This is a genomic window from Streptomyces sp. NPDC059373 (genome assembly GCF_042751495.1).
In the GTDB taxonomy this organism is placed as follows: Bacteria; Actinomycetota; Actinomycetes; order Streptomycetales; family Streptomycetaceae; genus Actinacidiphila.
This window is the reverse complement of the sequence record NZ_JBHYXC010000001.1, coordinates 492253-516168: the sequence shown is the minus strand read 5'-3', so window position 1 is coordinate 516168 and position 23916 is coordinate 492253. Positions and strand designations below refer to the sequence as shown.

Sequence of the window (23916 nt, the reverse complement as noted above, 5' to 3'; positions counted from 1 at the left end):
TCGTACCGCTGTGAACCGCAGGGCGGCCACCCCACGCCGGGGTGGCCGCCCTGCGGCATGATGGAGAGATGCTGGCCGGTGACGCTGACCGCGAGCGTGCGGTGGAGACCCTGAAGGACGCCTTCACCGAGGGGCGTCTGACGCAGGGGGAGTACGAGGACCGGATAGGCCTGGCCTTCCAGGCCCGTACGAGCGGCGAACTCGGCGCGCTCACCCATGACCTGCCGCGGCCCCCGCTGCCGTTGGTGCCCGGACCTCCGCGCACCAACAGCAAGGCGGTGGGGGCACTGGTCTGCGGGGTGAGCGGGGTCTTCGTGGGGGTGACGGCGATTCCGGCCATAGTGCTGGGGCACATGGCCCGGCGTGAGATCCGTCGCACCGGCGAGCAGGGCGACGGGATGGCGGTGGGGGGCCTGGTGCTCGGTTATGTGGTCACCATCGTGATGCTGGTGGCCGTGCTGCTTGCGGTCGCGCTGATCACCGCGGTGGTGCACGAGGTGCGCTGACGGCGGCGCAGCGGCTTTCATTTTGACCGGAGCCGATGCTATAGGTACGCTCTGACCTTGTGCCTGGGGTGTGCCCGGGTTCTCGCGCGTGCACTTGACCGCGTGGGACACCGTGGCCGAGACACCGACAAATACGCACTTCCCGTTCCCCGGGAAACGTATGAGGTCCGCGACACACCCGACCGCGTGGGTCGGAGCGGGTCGCTGAAACCCCAGGTTAGATGTATCGAGATCGGCACACAGAAACCGGAGAAACGGTGCCTACGATCCAGCAGCTGGTCCGGAAGGGCCGGCAGGACAAGGTCGAGAAGAACAAGACGCCCGCGCTGAAGGGTTCCCCCCAGCGTCGCGGCGTCTGCACGCGCGTCTACACGACCACCCCGAAGAAGCCGAACTCGGCGCTGCGCAAGGTGGCTCGTGTCCGCCTGACCAGTGGCATCGAGGTCACCGCTTACATTCCGGGTGAGGGCCACAACCTGCAGGAGCACTCCATCGTGCTCGTGCGCGGCGGCCGTGTGAAGGACCTGCCGGGTGTTCGCTACAAGATCATCCGCGGCTCCCTCGACACCCAGGGTGTCAAGAACCGCAAGCAGGCCCGCAGCCGCTACGGCGCCAAGAAGGAGAAGTAAGAATGCCTCGTAAGGGCCCCGCCCCGAAGCGCCCGGTCATCATCGACCCGGTTTACGGTTCTCCTCTGGTGACCTCGCTCGTCAACAAGATTCTCCTCCACGGCAAGCGCTCCACCGCTGAGCGCATCGTGTACGGCGCCCTCGAGGGCCTTCGCGAGAAGACCGGCAACGACCCGGTCATCACGCTGAAGCGCGCCCTGGAGAACGTCAAGCCGGCCATCGAGGTCAAGTCCCGCCGCGTCGGTGGCGCGACCTACCAGGTGCCCGTCGAGGTCCGCCCGGGTCGTCAGTCCACCCTCGCCCTCCGGTGGCTCGTGGGCTACTCCCGCGCCCGCCGCGAGAAGACCATGACCGAGCGCCTGATGAACGAGCTGCTGGATGCCAGCAACGGTCTCGGTGCCGCCGTCAAGCGTCGCGAGGACACCCACAAGATGGCCGAGTCCAACAAGGCCTTCGCGCACTACCGCTGGTAGTCACAACCCCATCGAGAACCGAGAGAAGACTGAGCCTTATGGCCACCACTTCGCTTGACCTGGCCAAGGTCCGCAACATCGGGATCATGGCCCACATCGACGCGGGCAAGACGACCACCACCGAGCGGATCCTGTTCTACACCGGTGTTTCGTACAAGATCGGTGAAGTCCACGACGGCGCTGCCACGATGGACTGGATGGAGCAGGAGCAGGAGCGCGGCATCACCATCACGTCCGCCGCGACGACCTGTCACTGGCCGCTCGAGGGTGTTGATCACACGATCAACATCATCGACACCCCCGGTCACGTCGACTTCACCGTCGAGGTGGAGCGTTCGCTCCGCGTCCTCGACGGCGCCGTCACCGTCTTCGACGGTGTCGCCGGCGTGGAGCCGCAGTCCGAGACTGTCTGGCGTCAGGCGGACCGCTACGGCGTGCCGCGTATCTGCTTCGTCAACAAGCTCGACCGCACCGGCGCGGAGTTCCACCGCTGCGTCGACATGATCGTGGACCGCCTTGGCGCGGTTCCGCTGGTCATGCAGCTCCCGATCGGTGCCGAGGCCGACTTCAAGGGCGTGGTCGACCTCGTCCAGATGAAGGCTCTGGTCTGGTCCGCCGAGGCGACCAAGGGCGAGATGTACGACGTCGTCGACATCCCGGACACCCACGTCGAGGCGGCCGACGAGTGGCGCGGCAAGCTGCTCGAGGCCGTGGCCGAGAACGACGACGAGATGATGGAGCTGTACCTGGAGGGCCAGGAGCCCGACCAGGAGCAGCTGATGGCGGCCATCCGCCGCATCACCCTCGCCTCCAAGGGCGGCGCGGGCTCTGTCACCGTCACCCCGGTGTTCTGCGGCACCGCGTTCAAGAACAAGGGCGTACAGCCCCTGCTCGACGCGGTCGTGCGTTACCTGCCGTCGCCCCTGGACGTCGAGGCCATCGAGGGCCACGACGTCAAGGACCCCGACGTCATCATCAAGCGCAAGCCGTCGGACGACGAGCCGTTCTCCGGCCTTGCGTTCAAGATCATGAGCGACCCGCACCTCGGCAAGCTCACCTTCGTCCGGGTTTACTCGGGCCGCCTGGAGTCCGGCAGCGCTGTGCTGAACTCCGTCAAGGGCAAGAAGGAGCGCATCGGCAAGATCTACCGCATGCACGCGAACAAGCGTGAGGAGATCGACTCGGTGGGCGCCGGCGACATCATCGCCGTCATGGGCCTGAAGCAGACCACCACCGGTGAGACGCTGTGCGACGAGAAGAACCCGGTGATCCTGGAGTCCATGGACTTCCCGGCGCCGGTCATTCAGGTCGCCATCGAGCCCAAGTCCAAGGGTGACCAGGAGAAGCTGGGTGTCGCCATCCAGCGGCTCTCGGAGGAGGACCCCTCCTTCCAGGTCCACTCGGACGAGGAGACCGGCCAGACCATCATCGGCGGCATGGGCGAACTGCACCTCGAGGTGCTGGTCGACCGCATGAAGCGCGAGTTCAAGGTCGAGGCCAACGTCGGCAAGCCGCAGGTCGCGTACCGCGAGACCATCCGCAAGACGGTCGAGCGCATTGACTACACCCACAAGAAGCAGACCGGTGGTACCGGTCAGTTCGCCAAGGTGCAGATCATGCTCGAGCCGCTCGAGGGTGGCGACGCGTCCTACGAGTTCGTCAACAAGGTCACCGGTGGCCGCATCCCCCGCGAGTACATTCCGTCGGTGGACGCCGGTGCGCAGGAGGCCATGAAGTTCGGCATCCTGGCCGGCTACGAGATGGTGGGCGTCCGCGTCACCCTTCTCGACGGTGGCTACCACGAGGTCGACTCCTCCGAACTCGCCTTCAAGATCGCCGGTTCGCAGGCGTTCAAGGAGGGTGCGCGCAAGGCGAGCCCCGTGCTCCTCGAGCCGATGATGGCCGTTGAGGTCACCACGCCCGAGGACTACATGGGCGACGTCATCGGCGACCTCAACTCCCGCCGTGGCCAGATCCAGGCCATGGAGGAGCGCAGCGGCGCCCGCGTCGTGAAGGGCCTCGTGCCCCTCTCGGAGATGTTCGGCTACGTCGGCGACCTCCGCAGCAAGACCTCGGGTCGCGCAAGCTACTCGATGCAGTTCGACTCCTACGCCGAGGTTCCGCGGAACGTCGCCGAGGAGATCATCGCGAAGGCCAAGGGCGAGTAGCTCCGGGATCCCGGAGTTCCACGCAAGCCTTAGGCTTGACGGCAGGCAGTGGGGCATACCGTCGCAATCCGTAAGAAGATCGCGGCGGGTGCCCTCCTCGCCCGCAACCCCAGCAAAGATCACCTGGCGCCGATGAAGCAAGGCGTACAGAACCACTCCACAGGAGGACCCCAGTGGCGAAGGCGAAGTTCGAGCGGACTAAGCCGCACGTCAACATCGGCACCATCGGTCACATCGACCACGGTAAGACGACCCTCACGGCCGCCATTACCAAGGTGCTGCATGACGCGTACCCGGACCTGAACGAGGCCTCGGCCTTCGACCAGATCGACAAGGCTCCCGAGGAGCGCCAGCGCGGTATCACGATCTCGATCGCGCACGTCGAGTACCAGACGGAGTCGCGTCACTACGCGCACGTCGACTGCCCCGGTCACGCGGACTACATCAAGAACATGATCACGGGTGCGGCGCAGATGGACGGCGCCATCCTCGTGGTCGCCGCCACCGACGGCCCGATGCCGCAGACCAAGGAGCACGTGCTCCTGGCCCGCCAGGTCGGCGTTCCGTACATCGTTGTCGCCCTGAACAAGGCCGACATGGTGGACGACGAGGAGATCCTGGAGCTCGTTGAGCTCGAGGTCCGTGAGCTGCTCTCCGAGTACGAGTTCCCGGGCGACGACCTGCCGGTCGTGCGCGTCTCCGCGCTCAAGGCCCTTGAGGGCGACAAGGAGTGGGGCGAGAAGCTCCTCGGCCTCATGGCGGCCGTGGACGAGGCCATCCCGACTCCCGAGCGTGACGTCGAGAAGCCCTTCCTGATGCCGATCGAGGACGTCTTCACGATCACCGGCCGTGGCACCGTTGTCACCGGTCGTATCGAGCGTGGTGTCCTCAAGGTCAACGAGACCGTCGACATCATCGGCATCAAGCCGGAGAAGACCACCACCACGGTCACCGGCATCGAGATGTTCCGCAAGCTGCTCGACGAGGGCCAGGCCGGTGAGAACGTCGGTCTGCTCCTCCGTGGCATCAAGCGCGAGGACGTCGAGCGCGGCCAGGTCATCATCAAGCCGGGTACGGTCACGCCGCACACCCAGTTCGAGGCCCAGGCCTACATCCTGTCGAAGGACGAGGGTGGCCGTCACACCCCCTTCTTCAACAACTACCGTCCGCAGTTCTACTTCCGGACCACCGACGTGACCGGCGTCGTGACCCTCCCCGAGGGCACCGAGATGGTCATGCCGGGCGACAACACCGCCATGAGCGTTCAGCTGATCCAGCCGATCGCCATGGAGGAGGGCCTGAAGTTCGCCATCCGCGAGGGTGGCCGTACGGTCGGCGCCGGCCAGGTCACCAAGATCACCCAGTGATCTAGCGACCCAGCTGGTACGAGGGCCCGGTCCCACCGCTTCGGCGGTGGGACCGGGCCCTCGGCTTTGGGTGCACCAGGTGGCATCAGGTTTGACATGACCGACGTCACGGGTAAGGTACTGCGCCCGATTGGCGTCCGGCGCGGCCGGTATGGCACACTAGCCAAGTTGCTCGGTCGAGCGCCGATGTTGCACGCCTCTCGTCGGGAGGACCGGAAGCGAGTCCCACGGTACTCGTCGCCTTATCTGCCTCCGGGCAGCAATGGGGCGGACGTACGGGAATCTTCCGGGAAGTGTCAACGGGGTGCAGACCAGGCGCCTGGTGGGTGTCTTCTCCCACGAACCCCTTCACGAGGGATCTTCGCCATGCGGAGATTTACGGAAAGGGGTACGACACGCCCGACCGCGTGGGTCGGGGAAGACGGTCGAAATCACCAGGTTCCAGAGCGTTCCAAAGAGACAGGATTACGAGGAAGCCATGGCGGGACAGAAGATCCGCATCCGGCTCAAGGCATACGACCACGAGGTCATCGACTCTTCGGCGAAGAAGATCGTCGAGACGGTGACCCGTACTGGTGCGCATGTCGCGGGCCCGGTGCCGCTGCCCACTGAGAAGAACGTGTACTGCGTCATCAAGTCGCCGCACAAGTACAAGGACTCGCGCGAGCACTTCGAGATGCGCACGCACAAGCGCCTGATCGACATCCTCGACCCGACGCCCAAGACCGTTGACTCGTTGATGCGCCTGGACCTTCCGGCCGGCGTTGACATCGAGATCAAGCTCTGAGAGGCGCGGAGAAGATGGCTAAGCAGATCAAGGGCATCCTGGGCGAGAAGCTCGGCATGACCCAGGTCTGGGACGAGAACAACCGTGTCGTCCCGGTCACCGTGGTCAAGGCCGGCCCGAACGTCGTTACCCAGGTCCGTACCAACGACGTCGACGGTTACGAGTCGGTCCAGATCGCCTTCGGCGAGATCGACCCGCGCAAGGTGAACAAGCCCCTCAAGGGCCACTTCGCCAAGGCAGACGTGACCCCCCGCCGCCACCTGGTGGAGCTCCGTACCTCCGACGCCAGCGAGTACACGCTCGGCCAGGAGATCACTGCCGAGGTGTTCGAGTCCGGCGTCAAGGTTGACGTCACGGGCAAGAGCAAGGGCAAGGGCTTCGCCGGTGTCATGAAGCGTCACAACTTCAAGGGCCTCGGCGCCGGTCACGGCACCCAGCGCAAGCACCGCTCGCCCGGCTCCATCGGTGGCTGCGCCACCCCGGGCCGTGTGTTCAAGGGCATGCGCATGGCGGGCCGTATGGGCAACGAGCGGGTCACCACCCAGAACCTGACCGTCCACGCCGTTGACGCGGAGAAGGGACTGCTCCTCATCAAGGGAGCCATCCCCGGTCCGAACGGCGGCCTCGTCCTGGTCCGCACCGCGGCCAAGGGGGCCTGAGGATATGAGCACCATTGACATTCTGTCGCCCTCCGGCGACACCACCGGGACCGTAGAGCTCCCGGCCGAGATCTTCGACGCCAAGGTCAGCATCCCGCTGATCCACCAGGTCGTCGTGGCGCAGCTGGCCGCTGCCCGTCAGGGCACGCACAGCACCAAGCGTCGTGGCGAAGTCCGCGGTGGTGGCAAGAAGCCGTACCGCCAGAAGGGCACCGGCCGCGCCCGTCAGGGTTCGACCCGCGCCCCGCAGTTCGTCGGCGGTGGCGTCGTCCACGGCCCCAAGCCGCGTGACTACTCGCAGCGGACCCCGAAGAAGATGGTCAAGGCCGCCCTCAAGGGCGCTCTGACCGACCGGGCGCGTCACAACCGCATCCACGTCGTGACCGGCGTCGTCGAGGGCTCCGCCCCGTCGACCAAGGCCGCCAAGTCCCTCCTCGGCAAGATCAGCGAGCGTAAGAACGTGCTCCTGGTCGTCGAGCGTGCCGACGAGGCCGCGTGGCTGTCCGCCCGCAACCTGCCCCAGGTGCACATCCTGGAGGCCGGCCAGCTGAACACGTACGACGTGCTTGTCTCCGACGACGTGGTGTTCACCAAGGACGCCTTCGACCGCTTCACCGGTAACGGCGCCGCCGAAACCGAAGGGAGCGACGCCTGATGTCCGAGGCGACGACCACGAGCAAGACCTTCACGGACCCGCGCGACATTCTTGTCAAGCCGGTCGTGTCGGAGAAGAGCTACGCCCTGCTGGACGAGAACAAGTACACGTTCATCGTTGCGCCGGGCTCGAACAAGACCCAGATCAAGCAGGCCGTCGAGGCGGTCTTCTCGGTCAAGGTCACCGGGGTCAACACGATCAACCGGCAGGGCAAGCGCAAGCGCACCCGCACCGGTTTCGGCAAGCGCAAGGACACCAAGCGCGCCATCGTGACCCTCGCTGAGGGCGACCGAATCGACATCTTCGGCGGCCCGGTCTCCTAACGGAGTCCGAGTCGTCCGGAATCGGACGAGGACTGAGAAATGGGTATCCGCAAGTACAAGCCGACGACCCCGGGCCGTCGTGGCTCCAGCGTCGCCGACTTTGTCGAGATCACGCGGTCCACGCCGGAGAAGTCGCTGGTCCGCCCTCTGCACAGCAAGGGCGGCCGTAACAACGCCGGTCGTGTGACCGTTCGCCACCAGGGCGGTGGCCACAAGCGCGCCTACCGAGTGATCGACTTCCGTCGTCACGACAAGGACGGCGTGCCGGCCAAGGTCGCGCACATCGAGTACGACCCCAACCGCACCGCGCGCATCGCGCTGCTCCACTACGCGGACGGCGAGAAGCGCTACATCCTGGCCCCGGCCAAGCTGAGCCAGGGTGACCGGATCGAGAACGGCGCCGGCGCCGACATCAAGCCCGGCAACAACCTCCCGCTCCGCAACATCCCGGTCGGTACGACCATTCACGCCATCGAGCTGCGTCCCGGCGGCGGCGCGAAGATCTCCCGCAGCGCGGGCTCTTCCGTCCAGCTGCTGGCGAAGGAGGGCTCCATGGCCACCCTTCGTATGCCGTCCGGTGAGGTCCGTATGGTCGACGTTCGCTGCCGCGCCACGATTGGCGAGGTCGGCAACGCCGAGCAGTCGAACATCAACTGGGGCAAGGCCGGCCGTATGCGCTGGAAGGGCGTCCGCCCGACCGTCCGCGGTGTGGCCATGAACCCCGTCGACCACCCGCACGGTGGTGGCGAGGGCAAAACCTCGGGAGGCCGTCACCCGGTCAGCCCGTGGGGTCAGAAGGAAGGACGTACTCGCTCGCCGAAGAAGGCCAGCAGCAAGTACATCGTCCGCCGCCGCAAGACGAACAAGAAGCGCTAGGAGCGGGTTTAGATGCCGCGCAGTCTCAAGAAGGGGCCCTTCGTCGACGACCACCTGATCAAGAAGGTGGACGTACAGAACGAAGCTGGCACCAAGAACGTCATCAAGACCTGGTCCCGGCGCTCGATGATCATCCCGGCAATGCTGGGCCACACCATCGCGGTGCACAACGGCAAGATCCACGTCCCGGTGTTCGTCACCGAGTCCATGGTCGGCCACAAGCTCGGCGAGTTCTCGCCGACCCGCACCTTCCGCGGCCACGTCAAGGACGACCGCAAGTCGAAGCGTCGCTGACGGCGGGGTGTGAACGACTATGACTGACACCGAAGGGACAACCATGGAAGCCAGGGCCCAGGCGCGGTACATCCGCGTCACGCCCATGAAGGCCCGCCGCGTGGTGGACCTTATCCGTGGCATGAGCGCCACGGAGGCTCAGGCGGTCCTGCGTTTCGCCCCGCAGGCCGCGAGCGTGCCGGTGGGCAAGGTGCTGGACAGTGCCATTGCCAACGCCGCGCACAACTACGACCACACGGACGCCGAGTCGCTGTTCATCAGCGAGGCGTTCGTGGATGAGGGCCCGACCCTGAAGCGGTTCCGGCCGCGCGCCCAGGGCCGTGCCTACCGGATCCGCAAGCGGACCAGCCACATCACCGTGGTCGTCTCCAGCAAGGAAGGGACCCGGTAATGGGCCAGAAGGTTAACCCGCATGGGTTCCGGCTCGGCATCACCACGGACTTCAAGTCCCGTTGGTACGCCGACAAGCTGTACAAGGACTACGTCAAGGAAGACGTGGCCATCCGCAAGATGATGACGCAGGGCATGGAGCGCGCCGGCATCTCGAAGGTTGAGATCGAGCGCACCCGTGACCGCGTCCGCGTCGACATCCACACCGCCCGGCCGGGCATCGTCATCGGCCGTCGTGGCGCGGAGGCCGACCGTATCCGCGGTGACCTCGAGAAGCTGACCGGCAAGCAGGTCCAGCTGAACATCCTCGAGGTCAAGAACCCGGAGACGGACGCTCAGCTGGTGGCCCAGGCCGTCGCCGAGCAGCTGTCCTCCCGTGTCTCCTTCCGTCGTGCGATGCGCAAGAGCATGCAGAGCACGATGAAGGCCGGCGCCAAGGGCATCAAGATCCAGTGCGGCGGTCGTCTCGGCGGCGCCGAGATGTCCCGCTCGGAGTTCTACCGCGAGGGCCGGGTGCCCCTGCACACGCTCCGCGCGAACGTCGACTACGGCTTCTTCGAGGCCCGTACGACCTTCGGCCGTATCGGTGTGAAGGTCTGGATCTACAAGGGCGACGTCAAGAACATCGCCGAGGTCCGCGCCGACAACGCCGCTGCCCGCGCGGGCAACCGCCCGGCCCGTGGTGCCGGCGGTGGCGGTAATGACCGTCCGCAGCGCCGCGGTGGCGAGCGCGGCGGCCGTGGTCGTCGTCCCCAGGGTGACGCTGCCCAGGCCCCCAAGGCCGAGGCTGTCGCTTCTGAGGCTCCGGCGGCTGCGGAGACCCCCGGAACGGAGGCCTGACCCTCATGCTGATCCCCCGTCGGGTCAAGCACCGTAAGCAGCACCACCCCAAGCGCCGTGGCATGGCCAAGGGCGGCACCGAGCTGGCGTTCGGTGAGTACGGCATCCAGGCCGTCACCCCGGCCTATGTGACGAACCGGCAGATCGAGTCCGCTCGTATCGCCATCACCCGTCACATCCGCCGTGGTGGCAAGGTCTGGATCAACATCTACCCGGACCGTCCGCTGACGAAGAAGCCGGCCGAAACCCGCATGGGTTCCGGTAAGGGTTCTCCGGAGTGGTGGATCGCGAACGTTCACCCCGGCCGGGTGATGTTCGAGCTGTCCTTCCCGAACGAAAAGGTTGCCAAGGAGGCGCTGACCCGCGCCGCCCACAAGCTTCCGATGAAGTGCCGGATCATCCGGCGCGAGGCAGGTGAGTCGTAATGGCGGCCGGCACCAAGACGGCAGAGCTGCGTGAGCTGGATGACGAGGGTCTCCTCGGCAAGCTCCGCGAGGCGAAGGAAGAGCTGTTCAACCTTCGCTTCCAGGCGGCCACCGGCCAGCTGGAGAACAACACCCGGCTGAAGATCGTCCGCAAGGACATCGCCCGGATCTACACCCTCATGCGTGAGCGTGAGCTCGGCATCGAGACGGTGGAGAGCGCCTGATGAGCGAGAAGAATGTGACTGACAAGACCGCACGCGCCGACCGCAAGACCCGCGAGGGCCTTGTCGTCAGCGACAAGATGGACAAGACCGTCGTCGTCGCCGTCGAGGACCGTGTCAAGCACGCCCTCTACGGCAAGGTCATCCGCCGCACGAACAAGCTCAAGGCGCATGACGAGCAGAACGCCGCCGGCGTCGGCGACCGTGTCCTCCTCGCGGAGACCCGGCCGCAGTCCGCCACGAAGCGGTGGCGGATCGTCGAGATCCTCGAGAAGGCCAAGTAATCCCTGAAGGGCTTTCCCTTCAGGACCGTTCCGTCAGGCTCGGCAGGGGTCGGGGCAACCCGCCCCTGCCGGGAACCGACGCGACAATCAGGAGATAGACGTGATCCAGCAGGAGTCGCGGCTTCGGATCGCCGACAACACCGGTGCGAAGGAAATCCTTTGCATCCGTGTTCTCGGTGGCTCGGGCCGCCGCTACGCGGGAATCGGTGACGTCATCGTCGCCACCGTCAAGGACGCGATCCCCGGTGGCAACGTGAAGAAGGGCGAGGTCGTCAAGGCGGTCATCGTCCGGACCGTCAAGGAGCGCCGTCGCGCTGACGGCTCGTACATCCGGTTCGACGAGAACGCCGCCGTCATCCTCAAGAACGACGGCGACCCCCGCGGCACCCGTATCTTCGGCCCGGTGGGTCGTGAGCTGCGCGAGAAGAAGTTCATGAAGATCGTTTCTCTCGCGCCGGAGGTGCTGTAACCGATGAAGATCAAGAAGGGCGACCTGGTCCAGGTCATCACCGGTAAGGACAAGGGCAAGACGGGCAAGGTCATCGTTGCCTACCCCGTCGACGACCGCGTCCTGGTCGAGGGTGTCAACCGGGTCAAGAAGCACACCAAGGCCGGCCAGACCGCCCGTGGTTCCAAGACCGGCGGCATCATCACGACCGAGGCCCCGATTCACGTCAGCAACGTTCAGCTGGTCGTGGAGAAGGACGGCAAGAAGGTCGTCACTCGCGTCGGATACCGCTTCGACGACGAGGGCAACAAGATCCGCGTTGCCAAGCGGACGGGTGAGGACATCTGATGACTACCACCACCCAGCCGCGCCTCAAGCTGCGCTACCGCGAGGAAATCGCGGGCAAGCTGCGTGAGGAGTTCTCGTACGAGAACGTCATGCAGATCCCCGGCCTCGTCAAGATCGTGGTCAACATGGGTGTGGGCGACGCCGCCCGCGACTCCAAGCTGATCGAGGGCGCCATCCGCGACCTCGCCACGATCACCGGTCAGAAGCCGGCCGTCACCAAGGCCCGTAAGTCCATCGCGCAGTTCAAGCTGCGTGAGGGCCAGCCGATCGGCGCCCACGTCACCCTCCGGGGCGACCGCATGTGGGAGTTCCTGGACCGTACGCTGTCGCTCGCGCTCCCGCGCATCCGCGACTTCCGTGGTCTGTCGCCGAAGCAGTTCGACGGCCGTGGCAACTACACCTTCGGTCTCACGGAGCAGGTCATGTTCCACGAGATCGACCAGGACAAGATCGACCGCGTCCGGGGTATGGACATCACCGTGGTCACCACGGCGACCAACGACGCTGAGGGCCGCGCGCTCCTTCGTCACCTCGGCTTCCCGTTCAAGGAGGCGTGAGCCGTGGCGAAGAAGGCTCTCATTGCCAAGGCCGCCCGCAAGCCCAAGTTTGCGGTCCGTGCCTACAACCGTTGCCAGCGCTGCGGTCGACCCCACTCCGTGTACCGCAAGTTCGGCCTGTGCCGCGTGTGCCTTCGTGAGATGGCTCACCGTGGCGAGCTGCCGGGCGTGACCAAGAGCTCCTGGTAATCCCGACCTTCGGGATTGACCAGGGCTCTCGGTAAGCATCTGGATGGCGGGAGCCCGGCCTTTCTTACCGTAAGGTAGAAGGGTTGGGCGCCCGCCGCCCACGACCGTCTTACTACGCCGTAGGTCCCCGTGCCGCACCCGTCCCCAGCATGAGTGGGGGAGAGGGATGGCGCAGATAGGAAACCCCGGCGAGAGAGGCCTAAGGCCATCACATGACCATGACTGACCCGATCGCAGACATGCTGACGCGTCTGCGGAACGCGAACTCCGCGTACCACGACGATGTCACCATGCCGTTCAGCAAGATCAAGTCGCACATCGCGGAGATCCTCCAGCAGGAGGGTTACATCGCGGGCTGGAAGGTCGAGGACGCCGAGGTCGGCAAGAACCTCACCATCGACCTGAAGTTCGGTCCGAACCGCGAGCGCTCGATCGCCGGCATCAAGCGCATCAGCAAGCCCGGTCTGCGGGTCTACGCAAAGTCCACCAACCTGCCGAAGGTGCTCGGCGGCCTGGGCGTGGCGATCATCTCCACGTCCCACGGTCTCCTCACCGGCCAGCAGGCCGCCAAGAAGGGTGTAGGCGGAGAAGTCCTCGCCTACGTCTGGTAACTCGGGAAACGGAGGTTCAGCAATGTCGCGTATTGGACGGCTGCCCATCCCGGTTCCCGCCGGCGTGGACGTCACCATCGATGGCCGGACGGTTTCGGTGAAGGGCCCCAAGGGTTCCCTCTCCCACACCGTTGCCGCGCCGATCGAGATCGCCAAGGGCGAGGACGGCACCCTGCAGGTGACCCGCCCCAACGACGAGCGTCAGAACAAGGCCCTGCACGGCCTGTCCCGCACGCTGGTGGCGAACATGATCACCGGCGTGACCGCGGGCTACAGCAAGAAGCTCGAGATCAGCGGTGTCGGCTACCGCGTCCAGGCGAAGGGCTCCAACCTGGAGTTCGCCCTGGGCTACAGCCACCCGATCCTCGTCGAGGCCCCTGAGGGCATCTCCTTCAAGGTCGAGAACCCCACCAAGTTCTCGGTCGAGGGCATCGACAAGCAGAAGGTCGGCGAGGTCGCCGCGAACATCCGCAAGCTGCGGAAGCCCGACCCGTACAAGGCCAAGGGTGTCAAGTACGAGGGCGAAGTCATCCGCCGCAAGGTCGGAAAGGCGGGTAAGTAAGCCATGGCATACGGTGTGAAGATCGCCAAGGGCAAGGCGTACAAGGGTGCCGCCCTCAAGCGTCGCCACATCCGGGTCCGCAAGCGGATCTCGGGTACGGAAGAACGCCCGCGCCTGGTCGTGACCCGCTCCAACCGCGGTATCACGGCTCAGGTCATCGACGACATCGCGGGCCACACGCTCGCGTCGGCGTCGACTCTCGACTCGTCCATCCGCGGCGGCGAAGGCGACAAGAGCGCCAAGGCGAAGCAGGTCGGCCAGCTCGTGGCCGAGCGTGCGAAGGCCAAGGGCGTCGAGACTGTCGTGTTCGACCGTGGCGGCAACCAGTACGCCGGGCGCATCGCCGCCCTGGCGGACGCCGCCCGCGAAGCCGGGCTCAAGTTCTGAGTCCGCTCGTAGCTAGCGGAAGCAACGAAGAGAGGTAATTCCAATGGCTGGACCCCAGCGCCGCGGAAGCGGTGCCGGTGGCGGCGAGCGGCGGGAACGCAAGGACCGGCGGGACGGTGGCCAGCAGGCCGAGAAGACCGCCTACGTCGAGCGTGTTGTCGCCATCAACCGTGTCGCCAAGGTAGTGAAGGGTGGTCGTCGCTTCAGCTTCACCGCGCTGGTCGTGGTGGGCGATGGTGACGGCACCGTCGGTGTCGGTTACGGCAAGGCCAAGGAGGTGCCGGCCGCCATCGCCAAGGGTGTTGAGGAGGCCAAGAAGCACTTCTTCAAGGTCCCCCGTATCCAGGGCACCATCCCGCACCCGATCCAGGGTGAGAAGGCGGCGGGCGTCGTCATGCTCAAGCCGGCTTCCCCCGGTACCGGCGTTATCGCCGGTGGCCCGGTGCGTGCCGTGCTCGAGTGCGCCGGCGTCCACGACATCCTGTCGAAGTCGCTCGGATCGTCGAACGCGATCAACATCGTGCACGCCACGGTGGCCGCGCTCCAGGGGCTTCAGCGCCCCGAGGAGATCGCTGCCCGCCGCGGCCTGCCGCTGGAGGACGTCGCGCCCGCAGCCCTGCTGCGTGCTCGTGCCGGGGTGGGTGCGTAATGGCTCGCCTCAAGGTCACGCAGACGAAGTCCTACATCGGTAGCAAGCAGAACCACCGTGACACCCTGCGTTCGCTCGGGCTCAAGCGCCTGCACGACGTCGTGGTCAAGGAGGACCGCCCGGAGATCCGCGGCATGGTCCAGACCGTCCGCCACCTCGTCACGGTTGAGGAGGTTGACTGACATGAGTAACGAGAACCCGCTCAAGCCGCACAACCTCCGTCCGGCTCCGGGCGCCAAGACCGCCAAGACCCGCGTGGGTCGTGGTGAGGCGTCCAAGGGCAAGACGGCCGGTCGCGGTACCAAGGGCACCAAGGCCCGCTACCAGGTTCCCGCGCGCTTCGAGGGTGGGCAGATGCCCCTCCACATGCGCCTGCCGAAGCTCAAGGGCTTCAAGAACCCGTTCCGCACCGAGTACCAGGTCGTCAACCTGGACAAGCTCGCGGTCCTCTACCCCGAGGGTGGCGAGGTCACGGTTGCGGACCTGATCGACAAGGGTGCGGTTCGCAAGAACCACCTCGTCAAGGTGCTCGGCACCGGCGAGATCACCGTGGCGCTGCAGGTGACCGTTGACGCGGTCTCCGGCTCCGCCAAGGAGAAGATCGCCGCTGCCGGCGGCACCGTCACCGAGCTCGTCTGAGTTCGAAAAGTGACTCCTCAGCCGGGGATGTTCCGCACTTTGTGCGGGGCATCCCCGGTTGGTCATTCCTAGCGGAGGTTCCCCGCCGGTAAGGTGGCGGACACTGCTATTCATTCGTTGTCCTAGCTATCGAGACCGTCACCTACCGCGCGCGTCGCGGGGGGTCGCAGGAGGCACCGTGCTCACCGCGTTCGCCCGGGCGTTCAGGACGCCCGACCTGCGCAAGAAGCTGCTGTTCACGCTGGGCATCATGGCGATCTTCCGGCTGGGAGCACATATCCCGGTACCGGGCGTCGACTACCAGGTCGTCAATGACTGCATCAGGGAAGTAGGGGGCACCTCTGGCCTCTTCGGCCTGGTCAACCTGTTCAGCGGTGGTGCGCTTCTCCAGCTGACCATCTTCGCGCTCGGGATCATGCCGTACATCACGGCGAGCATCATCCTTCAGCTGCTGACCGTGGTCATTCCGCGCCTGGAGGCCCTCAAGAAGGAGGGCCAGGCAGGCACCACGAAGATCACGCAGTACACGCGCTATCTGACCGTCGCGCTCGCCGTTCTGCAGGGCACCGGCCTGGTGGCCACCGCCCGCTCCGGCACCCTGTTCTCCGCGTGTTCCAACCGCTTCGGCATCGTCCCGGACACGTCGATCTTCACCACGATCACCATGGTCGTCACCATGACCGCCGGCACCGCCGTCATCATGTGGCTCGGTGAGCTCATCACCGACCGCGGCATCGGCAACGGCATGTCGATCCTGATGTTCCTCTCGATCGCCGCCGGCTTCCCGACCTCCCTGTGGGCGATCAAGAAGTCCGGCAAGATCGCGGACGGTTGGGTCGAGTTCTTCTCGGTCATCGCGATCGGGCTGGTGATGGTGGCCCTTGTGGTCTTCGTCGAACAGGCCCAGCGCCGCATCCCGGTGCAGTACGCGAAGCGCATGATCGGCCGCCGGTCCTACGGCGGTACGTCCACGTACATCCCCTTGAAGGTCAACCAGGCGGGTGTGATCCCGGTCATCTTCGCCTCGTCGCTGCTCTACATCCCGTCGCTGATCGTGTCGTTCAGCGGCTCGACGGCGGGCTGGGCGCAATGGGTGCAGGCCAACCTGGTCAAGGGTGACCACCCGATTTACATCGCCACGTACTTCCTGCTGATCGTTTTCTTCGCGTTCTTCTACGTCGCCATCTCCTTCAACCCCGAGGAAGTGGCCGACAACATGAAGAAGTATGGTGGGTTCATCCCGGGCATCCGGGCTGGTCGACCCACCGCTGAGTACCTCAGCTACGTGCTCAATCGGATCACGTGGCCGGGTGCGATGTATCTGGGTCTGATCGCCCTGGTGCCCACCGTGGCGCTGGTGCTGTTCAACGCGAACCAGAACTTCCCGTTCGGCGGGACGAGCATCCTCATCATCGTGGGTGTCGGTCTGGAGACCGTGAAGCAGATCGAGAGCCAGCTTCAGCAGCGTAATTACGAAGGGTTCCTCCGCTGATGCGCATCGTCCTCGTCGGCCCTCCTGGGGCGGGCAAGGGTACGCAGGCCGCGTACCTTGCCAGGAACCTGTCGATCCCGCACATTTCCACGGGCGACCTCTTCCGCGCCAACATCAGCCAGGGCACGCCGCTCGGCAAGCAGGCGGAGGCCTATATGAAGGCCGGCGACCTGGTGCCCGACGAGGTCACCATCGGCATGGCGAAGGCCCGCTGGGAGCAGCCGGACGCCGCACACGGCTTCCTGCTCGACGGCTTCCCGCGCAACCTCAACCAGGCCGAGGCGCTCGACCGGATCCTCAAGGAGGAGGGCATCGCGCTCGACGCGGTCCTCGACCTGGAGGTCCCGGAGGAGGAGGTGGTCCGGCGTATCGCCGGCCGCCGTACGTGCCGCAACGACAGCAGCCACACCTTCCACGTCGAGTACAAGAAGCCGAAGGCCGACGGTGTCTGCGACGAGTGCGGTGGCGAGCTGTACCAGCGCGAGGACGACACCGAGGAGACGGTGCGGCGCCGTCTCGAGGTCTACCACCGCGAGACCGAGCCGATCATCGACTACTACCGGGCGCAGGATCTGGTGATCACGATCTCCGCGCTCGGGCCGGTGGCCGAGGTCACCGAGCGAGCGATGGACGCGCTGCGGGCGCGCAAGGGCGCGGTAGCCGAGTAGACAGCACGTCCGCACGAAGCACGAAACGGCCGCGGCGCCCCATGGGCACCGCGGCCGTACCTTTCTTTGCGGCTGGGCGCCGCCGGTCTCGTGGCCGTGGTCGCTCACCGTGGGGGTGCCTCAATTGATGGTTGCGGCAGACTTGGCAGAGACGTTCAACCGGAAACAGAGAGGCGAGGGCCCGATGGTCGAGATCAAGAACCCCGAGCAGATCGCGAAGATGCGGGCGGCGGGTCTTGTCGTCGCGGCCATCCACGAGGCGACCCGCGACGTGGCGGTCCCCGGGGCCACGACGAAGGACCTGGACGACGTCGCCCGCAAGGTGCTCGCCGACCACGGGGCCAAGTCGAACTTCCTCGGTTACGGCGGTTTCCCGGCGACGATCTGCACCTCGGTCAACGAGGTCGTCGTCCACGGCATCCCCGACACCGCGACCGTCCTCAAGGACGGCGACATCATCTCCATCGACTGCGGCGCCATCGTCGACGGCTGGCACGGCGACGCCGCGTACACCGCCTTCGTCGGCACCGGTCACGCCCCGGAGCTGGTTGAGCTCAGCCGCGTCACCGAGGAGTCCATGTGGGCCGGCATCGCCGCCTTCCGCAAGGGTGACCGCCTGGTCGACATCTCCCGCGCCATCGAGACGTACATCCGCCGCCAGCCCAAGCCCGGCGGCGGCAAGTACGGAATCATCGAGGAATACGGCGGCCACGGCATCGGCACCGCCATGCACATGGACCCCCACCTCCTCAACTACGTCAACCGCAAGCGCGGCCGCGGCATCCGCCTCATCCCCGGTCTCGCCCTCGCCATCGAGCCCATGGTCAGCCTCGGCACCCCCCTCACCCACGTCCTCGAGGACGAGTGGACCGTCAAGACCAACGACGGCACCTGGTCCTCCCACTGGGAGCACTCCGTGGCTCTTACGGAAGAGGGCCCCCTGGTCCTGACCGCCGTGGACGGCGGCAAGGCGAAGCTGGCCGAGTACGGGATTACGGCGGCGCCGGACCCTCTGGCCTAGCGTTCCGTGCCCGGCCGGACCCGCTGGCGTGAGCCCGGGTCGTCGGTCGGAGGCCGGCGCAGCCGCTCGAAGCCAGCGAAGCGCCCGCGAGAGCGGCATGAAGAAGAGCCCGGGGGGCGTAATGATCTCGGGGGTTGGGCATGGTATGGGCCAGGATTCGTCTTTCAGGATGGGCTGACGTAGACTGACACGTCGGCTCTCGCATGCCTGCGTGCATGTACGGGCCGACCAAGGTAGTCGATCCCGAAAGCAGGACATGGCCAAGAAGCAAGGCGCCATCGAGATCGAGGGCACCGTTATCGAGTCTCTGCCGAACGCAATGTTCAAGGTGGAGCTGCAGAACGGTCACAAGGTCCTCGCGCACATCAGCGGCAAGATGCGGATGCACTACATCCGCATTCTCCCGGATGACCGGGTCGTCGTGGAGTTGTCTCCGTACGACCTGACGCGCGGACGGATCGTCTACCGCTACAAGTAGCAACGAGTAGATCTCACGACCCGGAGAACCTGAACCCCATGAAGGTCAAGCCGAGCGTCAAGAAGATCTGCGACAAGTGCAAGGTGATCCGCCGCCACGGTCGGGTCATGGTCATCTGCGACAACCTGCGCCACAAGCAGCGCCAGGGCTGACGTACGACCACCTGCACTACCGCAGTTCTTCGCGCGACGCACAAAATGTAGATACGCAGTCACCCATCCCCTGCGCGAAGGGGATGACACCCCCGGCGGAGGCCGGGGACCCGGCCGATACGTACGCGTACGGTCCGGGACAGGTGCTGCGGAAGACCTCCGAACGCTAACCAGGAGCAGGCCAAGTGGCACGCATCTCGGGCGTTGACATCCCGCGCGAAAAGCGCGTGGAGATCGCCCTCACCTACGTCTTCGGTATCGGTCGCACCCGTGCCCAGGAGACCCTGAAGAACACCGGCGTGAACCCGGACACCCGCGTCCGCGACCTTGCCGAGGAAGACCTCGTCAAGATCCGCGAGTACGTGGACGCCAACTACAAGACCGAGGGTGACCTCCGCCGCGAGGTCCAGGCGGACATCCGCCGCAAGGTCGAGATCGGCTGCTACCAGGGTCTGCGGCACCGCCGTGGCCTGCCGGTCCACGGTCAGCGCACCCACACGAACGCCCGCACCCGCAAGGGCCCGCGTCGCGCCATCGCCGGTAAGAAGAAGCCGGGCAAGAAGTAGTCCTCAGCAGGACGCTCATCAGCGGTCTTCGCTGTAGGACCGACCACCTCCCCTCTGGAGTCAATACATGCCCCCCAAGGGTCGCCAGGGCGCTGCCAAGAAGGTGCGCCGCAAGGAAAAGAAGAACGTCGCTCACGGGCACGCCCACATCAAGAGCACGTTCAACAACACCATCGTCTCGATCACGGACCCCTCCGGCAACGTGATCTCCTGGGCCTCCGCCGGCCACGTCGGCTTCAAGGGCTCGCGCAAGTCCACCCCCTTCGCCGCGCAGATGGCCGCCGAGTCGGCCGCCCGCCGCGCGCAGGAGCACGGCATGCGCAAGGTCGACGTCTTCGTCAAGGGTCCCGGCTCCGGCCGTGAGACCGCGATCCGCTCCCTCCAGGCCACCGGCCTCGAGGTCGGCTCGATCCAGGACGTCACCCCCACCCCGCACAACGGCTGCCGTCCGCCGAAGCGCCGCCGCGTCTGACGCTCCGGCGTCGGCGCAGCACTCGCGCTTGTAGTACGGATCGGGCGGTACGGACGCTTTGCGGCCGTACCGCCCGTACCCTTGCAGTACATGTCGGGCGTCAAATAGCGGGCGCCCCTGACAGAAGGATCGCACCATGCTGATTGCTCAGCGCCCCTCGTTGACCGAAGAGGTCGTCGACGAATTCCGCTCCCGGTTCGTGATCGAGCCGCTGGAGCCGGGCTTCGGCTACACCCTCGGCAACTCGCTCCGCCGTACGCTCCTCTCCTCGATCCCGGGTGCCGCAGTCACCTCGATCCGGGTCGACGGTGTCCTGCACGAGTTCACCACCGTGCCGGGCGTCAAGGAGGACGTGACCGACCTCATCCTCAACATCAAGCAGCTGGTCGTCTCCTCGGAGCACGACGAGCCGGTCGTGATGTACCTGCGCAAGCAGGGCCCGGGTGTGGTCACCGCCGCCGACATCGCGCCCCCGGCCGGTGTCGAGGTGCACAACCCCGACCTGGTTCTGTCCACCCTGAACGCCAAGGGCAAGCTGGAGATGGAGCTGACCGTCGAGCGCGGTCGCGGCTACGTCTCCGCGGTGCAGAACAAGCAGCAGGGCCAGGAGATCGGCCGGATCCCGGTCGACTCCATCTACAGCCCGGTGCTCAAGGTCACGTACAAGGTCGAGGCGACCCGTGTCGAGCAGCGCACCGACTTCGACAAGCTGATCGTCGACGTCGAGACCAAGCAGGCCATGCGCCCGCGCGACGCGATGGCTTCGGCCGGTAAGACCCTGGTCGAGCTGTTCGGCCTGGCCCGCGAGCTCAACGTCGACGCCGAGGGCATCGACATGGGCCCGTCCCCGACGGACGCCGCTCTGGCGGCGGACCTCGCGCTCCCGATCGAGGAGCTCGAGCTCACCGTCCGTTCGTACAACTGCCTCAAGCGCGAGGGCATCCACTCCGTGGGTGAGCTCGTGGCCCGCAGCGAGGCGGACCTGCTCGACATCCGCAACTTCGGTGCGAAGTCGATCGACGAGGTCAAGGCGAAGCTGGCCGGCATGGGCCTGGCCCTCAAGGACAGCCCGCCCGGATTCGACCCGACCGCCGCCGCGGACGCCTTCGGCGCCGACGACGACGCGGACGCGGGCTTCGTGGAGACCGAGCAGTACTGAGCCTGACCTGATTGCTGCCCGCAGGCGTCCGCCCGCGGGGCCCTGACACCGGTACCTGATACGGCCGGTGCAGATCCAAGGAGAAACACCATGCCGAAGCCCGCCAAGGGCGCCCGTCTGGGCGGCAGCGCTGCGCACGAGAAGCTGCTCCTCGCGAACCTCGCGAAGTCGCTCTTCGAGCACGGCCGCATCACCACCACCGAGGCCAAGGCGCGCCGTCTGCGTCCCATCGCGGAGCGTCTGGTCACCAAGGCGAAGAAGGGCGACATCCACAACCGTCGCCTGGTGCTGCAGACGATCACGGACAAGAGCGTCGTCCACACGCTCTTCACCGAGATCGCCCCGCGGTACGAGAACCGCCCCGGTGGTTACACCCGCATCACCAAGATCGGCAACCGTCGTGGCGACAACGCCCCGATGGCGGTCATCGAGCTGGTCGAGGCCCTGACCGTCGCCCAGCAGGCGACCGGTGAGGCCGAGGCCGCGACGAAGCGCGCGGTCAAGGAGTCCGAGGCCAAGCCCGAGGTCGTCGAGGACGCCAAGCCCGAGGCTGACGCCGAGGTCGAGGTCGTCGAGGACGAGGCTCCGGCCGAGGAGTCCAAGGACGCGTAACGCGTACCAGGACGGGCCCGCACCCAGTTCGCTGGGGGCGGGCCCGTTTCGCGTTCCTGAGAGGATCACCCGCGTGAGCGATGAGGTAGAGCCCGGTTTCGTACGGGTGCGGCTGGACCTGGCCTATCACGGCGCCGAATTCTCCGGCTGGGCCAAGCAGCGGACCCGGCGGACCGTGCAGGGCGAGCTGGAGTCCGCCATCCAGACGGTGCTCCGGCTGCCGGACCCGGTCGACCTGACCGTCGCCGGACGCACCGACGCCGGGGTGCACGCGCGGGGCCAGGTCGCCCACGTCGACCTCCCGGCGGAGGTCTGGGCGGCCGAGGGCGGCAAGCTCCTGCGACGCCTGGCCGGGCGGCTGCCCTGGGATGTGCGGGTGTGGCGGGTCGGCGAGGCCCCGTACGGCTTCAACGCGCGGTTCTCCGCGATCTGGCGTCGTTACGCGTACCGGGTGGGCGACCACCCGGGCGGCGTCGACCCGCTGCTGCGCGGGCACGTGCTCTGGCACGACCGGCCGGTGGACGTCGGCCTGATGAACGAGGCGGCGAAGCTGCTGCTCGGCGAGCACGACTTCGCGGCGTACTGCAAGAAGCGGGAGGGCGCCACGACGATCCGTACCCTCCTCGAGCTGTCCTGGGAGCGGGACCCCGCGACCGGGCTGGCCGTCGCCACGGTGCGGGCCGACGCCTTCTGCCACAACATGGTGCGCGCCCTGGTCGGCGCGATGATCCTGGTCGGCGACGGCCACCGCGCCGTGGGCTTCCCCGGCGAGGTCCTCGCCGGGCGCGTCCGGCACTCGGCGGTCAACGTCGTCCGGCCGCACGGGCTCACCCTGGAGGAGGTCGGCTACCCGGCCGACGAGCTGCTCGCGGCGCGGAACCGCGAGGCTCGCAACATGCGCACCCTGCCGGGGTGCGGTCAGCTCTCAGCCGGCGGCCGGTGATGCGGCCGCCGAGGCCACCGCGTCGCGGCCGCGCTGGACGATGCGGCTGAAGGCGTAGGCGCCGCCGTCGGTGCCGGCCTGGCGGGCGACGGTGTCGGAGGCGGTGACGGCCTGGTTGTTCCTGAGTCCGGCGATGGTGAAGTAGGCGTAACGGCCCTTGGCGTTGGTGGTCAGGCGGCAGGACGTCGCATGGCAGAACGCGCCCTGGCCGCCGCCGGCGAGGGGGAGGACGTAACCCTGGGCATGCTGCTTGACCTGGTCGGCGTGGGCGGCGTCGTCGAAGACGGCCACCCCGACCGTGACGGCGACGGTGCCGCGGACGTAGGTGACGCGGAAGAGGTGGCTGCAGCCATACTTCTTCAGGACCGCGCCCAGGGTGCCGGAAGCGGCCGAGGTGCAGGAGTTCGTGCCGGCCGAGGCGGTCTTGGTGTAGGTGCGGGCGCCCTGGGCCCAGGAGAGCTTGTTCTTCTCGGGGAAGAGGGTGTTGACGCTGAGCGGGGCGGTGTCCTTCTTGGCGGTGGAGATGAAGTCCAGCGCGTTGTAGGTCGGGGCGGGCGTCACCGACGGGAAGGACGGCTGGGGCGGCAGCGCCTCGGTCGTGGAGGCGGTGACGGTGGGGGAGGCCACCGGCTTCTTGTGGTTGGAGCTGACGACGGCCGTCGCGACGATCCCGGCTATCGCGGCCACCGCGAGCGCCCCGCCGCCGACGAAGAGCAGCTTCCGCCGCTTCGCCCGGGCCTCCGACTGTTCGGCCAGCGCGGACCAGTCGGGCTCGGCCGACGCGAAGGGCGCGGGCTGCGCGGACGGACCGCGCGTGCCCTGGCCCGGGATGGGCGGGGCCCAGTCGGTGGGCGCGTTCCAGGACGGTGCCGCCTGGGGTTGCTCCGGCTCACCGACGACATTGCCGCGGAGCACCTGAGGCTGCTGGGGCACTGCTGGCGGGGTCTGCCAACCCTGCTGGCCCTGCTGGGGGTTGTGCGGCTGCTGTGGCCCTTCACTCATGGCGCGGATTCTATGAGATCCGAAACCCGTTTGGTCGCACGCGCCCGCCCCGCGAGAATTCGGG

Annotated in this window: 37 protein-coding genes; 36 read left to right on the top strand and 1 reads right to left on the bottom strand. The window is 66.7% G+C overall.

Going from position 1 to position 23916, the window contains the following annotated elements; genetic code table 11:
* Positions 1-68: 68 nt before the first annotated feature.
* The 36 genes from ACFXJ5_RS02415 to truA all read left to right on the top strand — a co-directional run bounded on the left by ACFXJ5_RS02415 (position 69) and on the right by truA (position 22850).
* Complete coding sequence (locus ACFXJ5_RS02415) at positions 69-506, top strand: DUF1707 and DUF4190 domain-containing protein (RefSeq protein WP_384625669.1); 438 nt, start codon at positions 69-71, stop codon at positions 504-506.
* 257 nt (positions 507-763) lie between these two features.
* Positions 764-1135, top strand: coding sequence for a 30S ribosomal protein S12 (rpsL, locus tag ACFXJ5_RS02410; RefSeq protein WP_014144289.1), 372 nt, complete (start codon positions 764-766; stop codon positions 1133-1135).
* A gap of 2 nt (positions 1136-1137) precedes the next feature.
* The gene (gene rpsG, locus ACFXJ5_RS02405) at positions 1138-1608 is read left to right on the top strand and encodes a 30S ribosomal protein S7 (RefSeq protein ID WP_384625666.1); all 471 of its coding nucleotides are present in this window, start codon (positions 1138-1140) and stop codon (positions 1606-1608) included.
* 38 nt (positions 1609-1646) lie between these two features.
* Positions 1647-3776, top strand: a complete 2130-nt coding sequence (gene fusA / locus ACFXJ5_RS02400) for an elongation factor G (protein ID WP_384625663.1) — start codon at positions 1647-1649, stop codon at positions 3774-3776.
* Between the two features lie 173 nt (positions 3777-3949).
* Positions 3950-5143 carry an elongation factor Tu gene (tuf, locus tag ACFXJ5_RS02395; RefSeq protein WP_384625661.1) on the top strand — a complete coding sequence of 398 codons (1194 nt, stop codon included), beginning with the start codon at positions 3950-3952 and terminating at the stop codon, positions 5141-5143.
* A 478-nt stretch (positions 5144-5621) separates the two neighbouring features.
* Positions 5622-5930 (top strand): 30S ribosomal protein S10, encoded by a 309-nt coding sequence (gene rpsJ / locus ACFXJ5_RS02390; protein WP_127356391.1) that lies wholly within the window; start codon positions 5622-5624, stop codon positions 5928-5930.
* A 14-nt stretch (positions 5931-5944) separates the two neighbouring features.
* Complete coding sequence (gene rplC / locus ACFXJ5_RS02385) at positions 5945-6589, top strand: 50S ribosomal protein L3 (protein WP_384625659.1); 645 nt, start codon at positions 5945-5947, stop codon at positions 6587-6589.
* 4 nt (positions 6590-6593) lie between these two features.
* Entirely contained in the window at positions 6594-7244 is a 651-nt protein-coding gene (rplD, locus tag ACFXJ5_RS02380; RefSeq protein ID WP_384625656.1) for a 50S ribosomal protein L4, read from the top strand.
* Positions 7244-7567 (top strand): 50S ribosomal protein L23, encoded by a 324-nt coding sequence (rplW, locus tag ACFXJ5_RS02375; RefSeq protein WP_384625653.1) that lies wholly within the window; start codon positions 7244-7246, stop codon positions 7565-7567. The genes rplD and rplW overlap by 1 nt, the downstream gene beginning before the upstream one ends.
* A gap of 39 nt (positions 7568-7606) precedes the next feature.
* Positions 7607-8443: a 50S ribosomal protein L2 gene (rplB, locus tag ACFXJ5_RS02370; protein ID WP_384625650.1), complete on the top strand. Its 837-nt coding sequence runs from the start codon at positions 7607-7609 to the stop codon at positions 8441-8443.
* 12 nt (positions 8444-8455) lie between these two features.
* The gene (gene rpsS, locus ACFXJ5_RS02365) at positions 8456-8737 is read left to right on the top strand and encodes a 30S ribosomal protein S19 (RefSeq protein WP_127356386.1); all 282 of its coding nucleotides are present in this window, start codon (positions 8456-8458) and stop codon (positions 8735-8737) included.
* A gap of 43 nt (positions 8738-8780) precedes the next feature.
* Positions 8781-9128: a 50S ribosomal protein L22 gene (rplV, locus tag ACFXJ5_RS02360; protein ID WP_127356416.1), complete on the top strand. Its 348-nt coding sequence runs from the start codon at positions 8781-8783 to the stop codon at positions 9126-9128.
* Positions 9128-9967, top strand: coding sequence for a 30S ribosomal protein S3 (gene rpsC, locus ACFXJ5_RS02355; RefSeq protein WP_127356385.1), 840 nt, complete (start codon positions 9128-9130; stop codon positions 9965-9967). Before rplV ends, rpsC begins: the two co-directional genes overlap by 1 nt.
* 5 nt (positions 9968-9972) lie before the next feature.
* Positions 9973-10392, top strand: coding sequence for a 50S ribosomal protein L16 (gene rplP, locus ACFXJ5_RS02350; protein ID WP_127356384.1), 420 nt, complete (start codon positions 9973-9975; stop codon positions 10390-10392).
* The gene (gene rpmC, locus ACFXJ5_RS02345; protein ID WP_127356383.1) at positions 10392-10616 is read left to right on the top strand and encodes a 50S ribosomal protein L29; all 225 of its coding nucleotides are present in this window, start codon (positions 10392-10394) and stop codon (positions 10614-10616) included. Before rplP ends, rpmC begins: the two co-directional genes overlap by 1 nt.
* Positions 10616-10897 carry a 30S ribosomal protein S17 gene (gene rpsQ, locus ACFXJ5_RS02340; protein WP_127356382.1) on the top strand — a complete coding sequence of 94 codons (282 nt, stop codon included), beginning with the start codon at positions 10616-10618 and terminating at the stop codon, positions 10895-10897. The genes rpmC and rpsQ overlap by 1 nt, the downstream gene beginning before the upstream one ends.
* A gap of 100 nt (positions 10898-10997) precedes the next feature.
* A complete protein-coding gene (gene rplN, locus ACFXJ5_RS02335; RefSeq protein WP_073492414.1) occupies positions 10998-11366 on the top strand; it encodes a 50S ribosomal protein L14 in 369 nt (122 codons plus the stop codon).
* Between the two features lie 3 nt (positions 11367-11369).
* Positions 11370-11693: a 50S ribosomal protein L24 gene (gene rplX, locus ACFXJ5_RS02330; RefSeq protein ID WP_127356381.1), complete on the top strand. Its 324-nt coding sequence runs from the start codon at positions 11370-11372 to the stop codon at positions 11691-11693.
* Complete coding sequence (gene rplE / locus ACFXJ5_RS02325; protein WP_127356380.1) at positions 11693-12250, top strand: 50S ribosomal protein L5; 558 nt, start codon at positions 11693-11695, stop codon at positions 12248-12250. The genes rplX and rplE overlap by 1 nt, the downstream gene beginning before the upstream one ends.
* Before the next feature lie 3 nt (positions 12251-12253).
* Positions 12254-12439, top strand: a complete 186-nt coding sequence (locus ACFXJ5_RS02320; RefSeq protein WP_030890724.1) for a type Z 30S ribosomal protein S14 — start codon at positions 12254-12256, stop codon at positions 12437-12439.
* A 212-nt stretch (positions 12440-12651) separates the two neighbouring features.
* Complete coding sequence (rpsH, locus tag ACFXJ5_RS02315; protein ID WP_127356379.1) at positions 12652-13050, top strand: 30S ribosomal protein S8; 399 nt, start codon at positions 12652-12654, stop codon at positions 13048-13050.
* 22 nt (positions 13051-13072) lie between these two features.
* Positions 13073-13612 carry a 50S ribosomal protein L6 gene (gene rplF / locus ACFXJ5_RS02310; RefSeq protein WP_127356378.1) on the top strand — a complete coding sequence of 180 codons (540 nt, stop codon included), beginning with the start codon at positions 13073-13075 and terminating at the stop codon, positions 13610-13612.
* A gap of 3 nt (positions 13613-13615) precedes the next feature.
* Positions 13616-13999 (top strand): 50S ribosomal protein L18, encoded by a 384-nt coding sequence (gene rplR / locus ACFXJ5_RS02305; RefSeq protein WP_384625641.1) that lies wholly within the window; start codon positions 13616-13618, stop codon positions 13997-13999.
* Positions 14000-14042: 43 nt separating this feature from the next.
* The gene (gene rpsE / locus ACFXJ5_RS02300) at positions 14043-14648 is read left to right on the top strand and encodes a 30S ribosomal protein S5 (protein WP_127356376.1); all 606 of its coding nucleotides are present in this window, start codon (positions 14043-14045) and stop codon (positions 14646-14648) included.
* On the top strand, positions 14648-14830 hold the full coding sequence (rpmD, locus tag ACFXJ5_RS02295; protein ID WP_103886905.1) for a 50S ribosomal protein L30: 183 nt from the start codon (positions 14648-14650) through the stop codon (positions 14828-14830). The genes rpsE and rpmD overlap by 1 nt, the downstream gene beginning before the upstream one ends.
* 1 nt (position 14831) lies before the next feature.
* Positions 14832-15287, top strand: a complete 456-nt coding sequence (gene rplO / locus ACFXJ5_RS02290; RefSeq protein ID WP_127356375.1) for a 50S ribosomal protein L15 — start codon at positions 14832-14834, stop codon at positions 15285-15287.
* Between the two features lie 178 nt (positions 15288-15465).
* The gene (gene secY, locus ACFXJ5_RS02285; protein WP_384625636.1) at positions 15466-16779 is read left to right on the top strand and encodes a preprotein translocase subunit SecY; all 1314 of its coding nucleotides are present in this window, start codon (positions 15466-15468) and stop codon (positions 16777-16779) included.
* Positions 16779-17447, top strand: a complete 669-nt coding sequence (locus ACFXJ5_RS02280; RefSeq protein WP_384625633.1) for an adenylate kinase — start codon at positions 16779-16781, stop codon at positions 17445-17447. Before secY ends, ACFXJ5_RS02280 begins: the two co-directional genes overlap by 1 nt.
* A 184-nt stretch (positions 17448-17631) precedes the next feature.
* Positions 17632-18468, top strand: coding sequence for a type I methionyl aminopeptidase (map, locus tag ACFXJ5_RS02275; protein ID WP_384625630.1), 837 nt, complete (start codon positions 17632-17634; stop codon positions 18466-18468).
* Between the two features lie 256 nt (positions 18469-18724).
* A complete protein-coding gene (infA, locus tag ACFXJ5_RS02270; protein WP_003956442.1) occupies positions 18725-18946 on the top strand; it encodes a translation initiation factor IF-1 in 222 nt (73 codons plus the stop codon).
* Between the two features lie 38 nt (positions 18947-18984).
* Entirely contained in the window at positions 18985-19098 is a 114-nt protein-coding gene (gene rpmJ, locus ACFXJ5_RS02265) for a 50S ribosomal protein L36 (RefSeq protein ID WP_003956441.1), read from the top strand.
* A gap of 185 nt (positions 19099-19283) precedes the next feature.
* The gene (rpsM, locus tag ACFXJ5_RS02260) at positions 19284-19664 is read left to right on the top strand and encodes a 30S ribosomal protein S13 (RefSeq protein WP_127356371.1); all 381 of its coding nucleotides are present in this window, start codon (positions 19284-19286) and stop codon (positions 19662-19664) included.
* 67 nt (positions 19665-19731) lie between these two features.
* Positions 19732-20136, top strand: coding sequence for a 30S ribosomal protein S11 (rpsK, locus tag ACFXJ5_RS02255; RefSeq protein WP_003956432.1), 405 nt, complete (start codon positions 19732-19734; stop codon positions 20134-20136).
* Positions 20137-20272: 136 nt separating this feature from the next.
* Positions 20273-21295, top strand: a complete 1023-nt coding sequence (locus tag ACFXJ5_RS02250; protein ID WP_384625627.1) for a DNA-directed RNA polymerase subunit alpha — start codon at positions 20273-20275, stop codon at positions 21293-21295.
* Positions 21296-21385: 90 nt separating this feature from the next.
* Positions 21386-21907 carry a 50S ribosomal protein L17 gene (gene rplQ / locus ACFXJ5_RS02245; protein WP_384625624.1) on the top strand — a complete coding sequence of 174 codons (522 nt, stop codon included), beginning with the start codon at positions 21386-21388 and terminating at the stop codon, positions 21905-21907.
* A gap of 73 nt (positions 21908-21980) precedes the next feature.
* The gene (gene truA / locus ACFXJ5_RS02240; RefSeq protein ID WP_384625621.1) at positions 21981-22850 is read left to right on the top strand and encodes a tRNA pseudouridine(38-40) synthase TruA; all 870 of its coding nucleotides are present in this window, start codon (positions 21981-21983) and stop codon (positions 22848-22850) included.
* On the opposite strand, the gene ACFXJ5_RS02235 is transcribed toward truA, so the two are convergent.
* On the bottom strand, positions 22833-23852 hold the full coding sequence (locus ACFXJ5_RS02235) for a hypothetical protein (RefSeq protein WP_384625618.1): 1020 nt from the start codon (positions 23850-23852) through the stop codon (positions 22833-22835). The two genes, truA and ACFXJ5_RS02235, sit on opposite strands and share 18 nt — an antisense overlap.
* Between the last annotated feature and the right edge of the window lie 64 nt (positions 23853-23916).

Excerpts from the sequence above, each read along its gene's own strand:
- ACFXJ5_RS02415 (WP_384625669.1), top strand. The coding sequence starts at position 69 with ATGCTGGCCGGTGACGCTGACCGCGAGCGTGCGGTGGAGACCCTGAAG.
- rpsG (WP_384625666.1), top strand. The coding sequence starts at position 1,138 with ATGCCTCGTAAGGGCCCCGCCCCGAAGCGCCCGGTCATCATCGACCCG.
- fusA (WP_384625663.1), top strand. The coding sequence starts at position 1,647 with ATGGCCACCACTTCGCTTGACCTGGCCAAGGTCCGCAACATCGGGATC.
- rpsJ (WP_127356391.1), top strand. The coding sequence starts at position 5,622 with ATGGCGGGACAGAAGATCCGCATCCGGCTCAAGGCATACGACCACGAG.
- rplC (WP_384625659.1), top strand. The coding sequence starts at position 5,945 with ATGGCTAAGCAGATCAAGGGCATCCTGGGCGAGAAGCTCGGCATGACC.
- rplD (WP_384625656.1), top strand. The coding sequence starts at position 6,594 with ATGAGCACCATTGACATTCTGTCGCCCTCCGGCGACACCACCGGGACC.
- rplW (WP_384625653.1), top strand. The coding sequence starts at position 7,244 with ATGTCCGAGGCGACGACCACGAGCAAGACCTTCACGGACCCGCGCGAC.
- rplB (WP_384625650.1), top strand. The coding sequence starts at position 7,607 with ATGGGTATCCGCAAGTACAAGCCGACGACCCCGGGCCGTCGTGGCTCC.
- rpsS (WP_127356386.1), top strand. The coding sequence starts at position 8,456 with ATGCCGCGCAGTCTCAAGAAGGGGCCCTTCGTCGACGACCACCTGATC.
- rplV (WP_127356416.1), top strand. The coding sequence starts at position 8,781 with ATGGAAGCCAGGGCCCAGGCGCGGTACATCCGCGTCACGCCCATGAAG.
- rpsC (WP_127356385.1), top strand. The coding sequence starts at position 9,128 with ATGGGCCAGAAGGTTAACCCGCATGGGTTCCGGCTCGGCATCACCACG.
- rplP (WP_127356384.1), top strand. The coding sequence starts at position 9,973 with ATGCTGATCCCCCGTCGGGTCAAGCACCGTAAGCAGCACCACCCCAAG.
- rpmC (WP_127356383.1), top strand. The coding sequence starts at position 10,392 with ATGGCGGCCGGCACCAAGACGGCAGAGCTGCGTGAGCTGGATGACGAG.
- rpsQ (WP_127356382.1), top strand. The coding sequence starts at position 10,616 with ATGAGCGAGAAGAATGTGACTGACAAGACCGCACGCGCCGACCGCAAG.
- rplX (WP_127356381.1), top strand. The coding sequence starts at position 11,370 with ATGAAGATCAAGAAGGGCGACCTGGTCCAGGTCATCACCGGTAAGGAC.
- rplE (WP_127356380.1), top strand. The coding sequence starts at position 11,693 with ATGACTACCACCACCCAGCCGCGCCTCAAGCTGCGCTACCGCGAGGAA.
- rpsH (WP_127356379.1), top strand. The coding sequence starts at position 12,652 with ATGACCATGACTGACCCGATCGCAGACATGCTGACGCGTCTGCGGAAC.
- rplF (WP_127356378.1), top strand. The coding sequence starts at position 13,073 with ATGTCGCGTATTGGACGGCTGCCCATCCCGGTTCCCGCCGGCGTGGAC.
- rplR (WP_384625641.1), top strand. The coding sequence starts at position 13,616 with ATGGCATACGGTGTGAAGATCGCCAAGGGCAAGGCGTACAAGGGTGCC.
- rpsE (WP_127356376.1), top strand. The coding sequence starts at position 14,043 with ATGGCTGGACCCCAGCGCCGCGGAAGCGGTGCCGGTGGCGGCGAGCGG.
- rpmD (WP_103886905.1), top strand. The coding sequence starts at position 14,648 with ATGGCTCGCCTCAAGGTCACGCAGACGAAGTCCTACATCGGTAGCAAG.
- rplO (WP_127356375.1), top strand. The coding sequence starts at position 14,832 with ATGAGTAACGAGAACCCGCTCAAGCCGCACAACCTCCGTCCGGCTCCG.
- ACFXJ5_RS02280 (WP_384625633.1), top strand. The coding sequence starts at position 16,779 with ATGCGCATCGTCCTCGTCGGCCCTCCTGGGGCGGGCAAGGGTACGCAG.
- map (WP_384625630.1), top strand. The coding sequence starts at position 17,632 with ATGGTCGAGATCAAGAACCCCGAGCAGATCGCGAAGATGCGGGCGGCG.
- infA (WP_003956442.1), top strand. The coding sequence starts at position 18,725 with ATGGCCAAGAAGCAAGGCGCCATCGAGATCGAGGGCACCGTTATCGAG.
- rpmJ (WP_003956441.1), top strand. The coding sequence starts at position 18,985 with ATGAAGGTCAAGCCGAGCGTCAAGAAGATCTGCGACAAGTGCAAGGTG.
- rpsK (WP_003956432.1), top strand. The coding sequence starts at position 19,732 with ATGCCCCCCAAGGGTCGCCAGGGCGCTGCCAAGAAGGTGCGCCGCAAG.
- ACFXJ5_RS02250 (WP_384625627.1), top strand. The coding sequence starts at position 20,273 with ATGCTGATTGCTCAGCGCCCCTCGTTGACCGAAGAGGTCGTCGACGAA.
- rplQ (WP_384625624.1), top strand. The coding sequence starts at position 21,386 with ATGCCGAAGCCCGCCAAGGGCGCCCGTCTGGGCGGCAGCGCTGCGCAC.
- ACFXJ5_RS02235 (WP_384625618.1), bottom strand. The coding sequence starts at position 23,852 with ATGAGTGAAGGGCCACAGCAGCCGCACAACCCCCAGCAGGGCCAGCAG.